Below are 6000 nucleotides of genomic sequence, written 5' to 3' on the forward strand. Positions count from 1 at the left end.
CGAGTGGAGTTTTTGGCATGTGGTTTTCTTTTTATCTACGAGAGACTGATGGAGGAATTATGTCAACTATTGAAGAACAATTAAAAGCGCTTCGTGAAGAAACGCTGGCTAGCTTGAAGCAGATTACTGCTGAAAATAAAAAAGAGATGCAAGATTTGCGTGTTTCTGTCCTTGGGAAAAAGGGTTCACTTACTGAAATCCTCAAAGGGATGAAAGATGTCTCTGCTGAGATGCGTCCGATTATCGGGAAACACGTCAATGAAGCTCGTGATGTCTTGACAGCAGCCTTTGAAGAAACAGCTAAACTATTGGAAGAAAAGAAAGTCGCAGCTCAACTGGCTAGCGAGAGTATCGATGTGACACTTCCAGGTCGCCCTGTTGCGACGGGTCACCGCCACGTTTTGACACAAACCAGTGAAGAAATCGAAGATATTTTCATTGGTATGGGTTACCAAGTCGTGGATGGTTTTGAAGTGGAGCAAGACTACTATAACTTTGAACGTATGAACCTTCCGAAAGATCATCCAGCCCGCGATATGCAGGACACATTCTATATCACTGAAGAAATCTTGCTCCGTACTCATACATCTCCTGTGCAGGCGCGTGCTATGGATGCTCATGATTTCTCTAAAGGCCCTTTGAAAATGATCTCACCAGGGCGTGTCTTCCGTCGTGACACAGACGATGCGACCCACAGTCACCAATTCCACCAAATCGAAGGTTTGGTTGTTGGGAAGAACATTTCTATGGCAGACCTTCAAGGAACCCTTCAGTTGATTGTGCAAAAAATGTTTGGCGAAGAGCGTCAAATTCGTTTGCGCCCCTCTTACTTCCCATTCACAGAACCATCTGTTGAGGTGGATGTTTCGTGCTTCAAATGTGGTGGTGAAGGATGTAACGTATGTAAGAAAACTGGTTGGATTGAAATCATGGGTGCTGGTATGGTTCACCCACGTGTTCTCGAAATGAGTGGAATTGATGCAACGGTCTACTCTGGATTTGCCTTTGGTCTTGGACAAGAGCGTGTAGCTATGCTCCGTTACGGAATCAACGATATCCGTGGATTCTACCAAGGAGATGTCCGCTTCTCAGAACAGTTTAAATAAGATTGAAACCTGAAACACAGTCCTAGTCAGCTACTCTTGACGAGAAATGGTGAGGACTGACTCGAAGAAAAAGAAAGGAATTGAAAAGGTCTTACTTGGTGGGACCTTACAATCAGAATTATGCTTGTATCTTATAAATGGTTAAAAGAATTGGTGGACATTGATGTGCCATCACAAGAGTTGGCTGAAAAAATGTCAACCACAGGGATCGAGGTAGAAGGTGTGGAATCACCGGCTACCGGTCTCTCAAAAATTGTCGTCGGTGAGGTCTTGTCTTGCGAAGATGTGCCAGAAACTCACCTTCATGTTTGTCAGGTTAACGTTGGCGAAGAAGAAGCCCGTCAAATTGTTTGTGGTGCACCGAATGTGCGTGCTGGTATCAAAGTCATGGTGGCTCTTCCAGGAGCTCGCATCGCTGACAATTACAAGATCAAAAAAGGGAAAATCCGCGGTCTTGAGTCACTTGGGATGATTTGTTCCCTTGGTGAATTGGGAATTTCTGACTCAGTTGTGCCTAAGGAATTCGCAGATGGAATCCAAATCTTGCCAGAAAAAGCCGTTCCTGGGGGTGAAGTCTTCTCATACCTAGACTTGGATGATGAAATCATCGAACTTTCAATCACACCAAACCGTGCAGATGCCCTTTCTATGCGTGGAGTAGCTCACGAAGTGGCTGCCATCTATGACAAGGCGGTCAACTTTAAAGAATTTACTCTTTCAGAAACTGACCAAACTGCAGCAGATGCTCTTTCTGTGGGCATTGAGACAGACAAGGCGCCTTACTATGCAGCTCGTATCTTGGACAATGTGACTATCGCACCAAGTCCACAATGGTTGCAAAACCTTCTTATGAATGAAGGTATCCGTCCTATTAACAACGTGGTGGACGTGACAAACTACATCCTGCTCTACTTTGGTCAACCAATGCATGCTTTTGACTTGGATACCTTTGAAGGGACTGACATCCGTGTGCGTGAAGCTCGTGCTGGTGAAAAATTAGTGACCTTGGATGGTGAAGAACGTGACTTGGAAACAAATGACCTAGTCATCACTGTCGCAGACAAGCCAGTAGCCCTTGCAGGTGTCATGGGCGGTCAAGCAACAGAAATCTCTGAGAAATCTAGTCGTGTCGTCCTTGAAGCTGCAGTCTTCAACGGAAAATCAATCCGTAAGACTAGTGGTCGCCTCAACCTTCGTTCTGAGTCATCTTCTCGCTTTGAAAAAGGGATCAATGTGGCAACAGTCAATCAAGCCCTTGATGCGGCAGCTAGCATGATTGCAGAGCTTGCAGGTGCGACGGTACGTAAAGGTATCGTTTCAGCAGGTGAGCTTGATACCTCTGATGTGGAAGTTTCTTCAACTCTTGCCGATGTTAACCGTGTCCTCGGAACTGATCTTTCTTATGCTGATGTAGAAGACGTCTTCCGTCGTCTTGGCTTTGGTCTTTCTGGAAATGCAGACAGCTTTACAGTCAGCGTACCACGTCGTCGTTGGGATATCACCATCGAAGCAGACCTCTTTGAAGAAATCGCTCGTATCTATGGTTATGACCGCTTGCCAACCAGCCTTCCAAAAGATGATGGTACAGCTGGTGAATTGACTGCAACCCAAAAACTCCGCCGTCAAGTTCGTACGATCGCTGAAGGAGCAGGTTTGACAGAAATCATCACCTACGCTCTAACAACTCCTGAAAAAGCAGTTGAGTTTACGGCTCAACCAAGTAACCTTACGGAACTTATGTGGCCAATGACAGTGGACCGTTCTGTCCTCCGTCAAAATATGATTTCAGGTATCCTTGATACTGTTGCCTACAATGTGGCTCGTAAGAACAAAAACTTGGCCCTTTATGAAATCGGAAAAGTCTTTGAGCAAACTGGTAATCCAAAAGAAGATCTACCAAACGAAATTAACAGTTTTGCCTTTGCCTTGACAGGCTTGGTTGCTGAAAAAGATTTCCAAACAGCAGCGGTTCCAGTTGATTTCTTCTATGCTAAAGGAATCCTTGAAGCCCTCTTTGCTCGTTTGGGACTAGAAGTGACCTATACAGCTACAGCTGAAATCGCTAGCCTCCACCCAGGTCGTACAGCAGTCATTTCACTCGGTGACCAAGTTCTTGGTTTCCTTGGTCAAGTACACCCAGTCACTGCTAAGGCTTACGATATTCCAGAAACGTATGTAGCTGAGCTCAACCTTTCAGCCATCGAAGTAGCCCTTCAACCTGCTGCTCCATTTGTGGAAATCACGAAATTCCCAGCAGTCAGCCGTGACGTTGCTCTTCTCCTCAAGGCAGAAGTAACTCACCAAGAAGTTGTAGATGCTATCCAAGCTGCCGGCGTGAAACGTTTGACAGATATCAAACTCTTTGATGTTTTCTCAGGCGAAAAATTGGGACTTGGTATGAAGTCAATGGCTTATAGCTTGACTTTCCAAAATCCAGAAGATAGCTTAACGGACGAAGAAGTCGCACGCTATATGGAAAAAATCCAAGCTTCTCTCGAAGAAAAAGTCAATGCAGAAGTGCGTTAAATCATCAATCCATCCTTCGGGGTGGATTTTTGCTTTTCAAATAACAATTCAGGATTAAAAATAGACAGTTGAGGAACAGAGAAGATAAATTGAAGTTTGCTACTGTATAATGTACTCATAGCTCAAAGTATTCCAAGATTTTTTACTAAAATGAGGATGATAAAAATGGACAAAAATTATTGTAAAGGCTATCAAAAAAGAGTATAATGAGTGAAAGAAATTTCGGAGGTGAAAGATGCTAGAAGTAAGAAGTCTAGAGAAAAGTTTTGGACCCAAGCAAGTTTTGTTTGGTATTGACTTTCAAGCACGACCAGGTCGTATTTTGGGACTAGTCGGGAAAAATGGTGCTGGAAAGACAACGATTTTCCACAGTATTTTGAAATTCCTAGAATATCAAGGAGAAATTAGTCTAGATGGTCAGGATATTCGTCAGGAGACCTACGCTCGGATTGGCTATCTGCCTGAAGAACGCAGTCTCATACCTAAATTGACAGTCCTTGAACAAGTTCGTTACTTGGCGACTCTAAAAGGTATGGATGCCAAGGAGATCAAGGAAAAACTCCCTCAATGGATGAAGAGGTTGGAAGTGAAAGGGAAGCTGACTGATAAAATCAAGAGTCTGTCAAAAGGAAATCAGCAGAAGATTCAGCTCATTATTACTCTGATTCATGAACCAGACTTGATTATCTTGGATGAGCCTTTCAGTGGATTGGACCCAGTTAATACAGAATTGCTCAAACAAGTCATTTTTCAAGAAAAAGAACGTGGGGCAACCATTATCTTTTCTGACCATGTCATGACCAACGTCGAGGAGCTTTGTGACGATATTCTCATGATTCGAGATGGTCGTGTAGTCTTGCATGGGCCGGTCCAGGATGTCCGTAATCAATACGGGAAAACGCGTCTCTTTGTTTCAAGTGAGCGAAGCAAGGAAGAATTGGAAAAACTTCCTCATGTTAAACAGGTGAGCTTGACCAAACAAGGCAGTTGGAAATTGATCTTGGAGGATGAGAGCGCTGGAAGGGAACTCTTCCCAATCTTGACTCAGGGGCAATATATTGCAACCTTTGATCAACAAGCGCCAACAATCGATGAAATCTTTAAACTAGAATCAGGGGTGGAAGTATGAGAAATATGTGGGTTGTAATCAAGGAAACCTATCTTCGACATGTCAAATCGTGGAGCTTCTTCTTTATGGTGATTTCACCATTCTTGTTTATCGGTCTCTCTGGAGGAATTGGCTATCTCCAAGGCTCATCAATGGCTCAAAGTGGTAAGATAGCAGTGATTAGCACGGTTCCAGCTGTGACAGAAGGTCTCAAATCTACCAATGGTCTCAATTTTGATTATCAGGATGAAGCCAGTGCCCAAGTTGCTATCAAAGATGAGAAAATCAAGGGTTATCTAACCATTGACCAAGAGGACAGCGTCCTCAAGGCAGTCTATCACGGTGAAACTTCCCTTGAGAGTGCTATTAAGCTAGGAGTAACGAGCAAGTTAAATGAGCTTCAAGATCAACTCAATCGTTCGGCAGCTAATTTGTCGCAAGAGCAGGAAAAACGCTTGGAACAAACAGTTAACTTTACGGAGAAAATTGATGAATCCAAGGAAAATAAAAAAATGATTCAAACAATTGCGGCTACAGCGGTTGGAGCCTTTCTCTATATGATTTTAATTACTTATGCTAGTGTCACTGCTCAGGAAGTGGCTAGTGAGAAAGGGACTAAAATCATGGAGGTGGTCTTCTCTAGCATTCGAGCTAGCCATTATTTCTATGCTCGTATGCTTGCCTTGTTACTCGTGATTTTGACTCATATCGGCATCTATGTCGTGGGTGGTCTCGCTGCAATTCTGCTCTTTAAGGATTTGCCATTATTAGCTCAGTTTGGTATTCTGGACCATTTGGGAGATGCTTTCTCTCTAAATACCTTGCTCTTTATTTTGGTCAGTCTCTTTATGTACGTAGTTTTAGCAGCCTTCCTAGGTTCTATGGTTTCTCGTCCTGAGGATGCAGGAAAAGCCTTGTCACCTTTGATGATTATAATTATGGTAGGCTTTGTGGGAGTTACTGCTTTAGGTTCTGCAGGGGATAATTTGATCTTGAAAATCGGTTCATATATTCCCTTTATTTCGACTTTCTTCATGCCATTTAGAGCTATTAATGGTTATGCAAATGGCCTAGAAGCTTGGATTTCGCTTGCTATTACGATTGCTTTTGCAGTAATTGCAACAGTCTTTATTGGGCGTATGTATGCTAGTCTCGTTCTGCAGACAGATGATTTAGGTCCTTGGAAAACCTTTAAACGTGCCTTATCTTATAAATAGAAGAGCCTCGCGAAAGCGAGGTTTTTGAGAGACAAAAAGAGTG

The 6000-nt window shown here is 43.4% G+C and carries 4 protein-coding genes; all 4 read left to right on the plus strand.

All coding sequences use genetic code 11. The annotated features are described in order from the left end of the window. Window positions 1-59: 59 nt before the first annotated feature. Window positions 60-1106 carry a phenylalanine--tRNA ligase subunit alpha gene (gene pheS / locus NMM26_RS02070; protein WP_031237702.1) on the plus strand — a complete coding sequence of 349 codons (1047 nt, stop codon included), beginning with the start codon at window positions 60-62 and terminating at the stop codon, window positions 1104-1106. Between the two features lie 120 nt (window positions 1107-1226). Continuing rightward, a complete protein-coding gene (gene pheT / locus NMM26_RS02075; protein ID WP_254753668.1) occupies window positions 1227-3632 on the plus strand; it encodes a phenylalanine--tRNA ligase subunit beta in 2406 nt (801 codons plus the stop codon). A 235-nt stretch (window positions 3633-3867) separates the two neighbouring features. After that, window positions 3868-4761 carry an ABC transporter ATP-binding protein gene (locus NMM26_RS02080; protein ID WP_254753669.1) on the plus strand — a complete coding sequence of 298 codons (894 nt, stop codon included), beginning with the start codon at window positions 3868-3870 and terminating at the stop codon, window positions 4759-4761. Further along, complete coding sequence (locus tag NMM26_RS02085) at window positions 4758-5957, plus strand: ABC transporter permease (RefSeq protein ID WP_254753670.1); 1200 nt, start codon at window positions 4758-4760, stop codon at window positions 5955-5957. Before NMM26_RS02080 ends, NMM26_RS02085 begins: the two co-directional genes overlap by 4 nt. Window positions 5958-6000 lie beyond the last annotated feature (43 nt).

Origin of the sequence: Streptococcus sp. CF7_Ac1-8, from assembly GCF_024295435.1 — a bacterium.
Lineage (GTDB): Bacteria > Bacillota > Bacilli > Lactobacillales > Streptococcaceae > Streptococcus > Streptococcus mitis_AP.

What these genes read in the sequence shown, in the direction of transcription:
- pheS (WP_031237702.1), top strand. Translation starts at nt 60, where the DNA reads ATGTCAACTATTGAAGAACAATTAAAAGCGCTTCGTGAAGAAACGCTG.
- pheT (WP_254753668.1), top strand. Translation starts at nt 1,227, where the DNA reads ATGCTTGTATCTTATAAATGGTTAAAAGAATTGGTGGACATTGATGTG.
- NMM26_RS02080 (WP_254753669.1), top strand. Translation starts at nt 3,868, where the DNA reads ATGCTAGAAGTAAGAAGTCTAGAGAAAAGTTTTGGACCCAAGCAAGTT.
- NMM26_RS02085 (WP_254753670.1), top strand. Translation starts at nt 4,758, where the DNA reads ATGAGAAATATGTGGGTTGTAATCAAGGAAACCTATCTTCGACATGTC.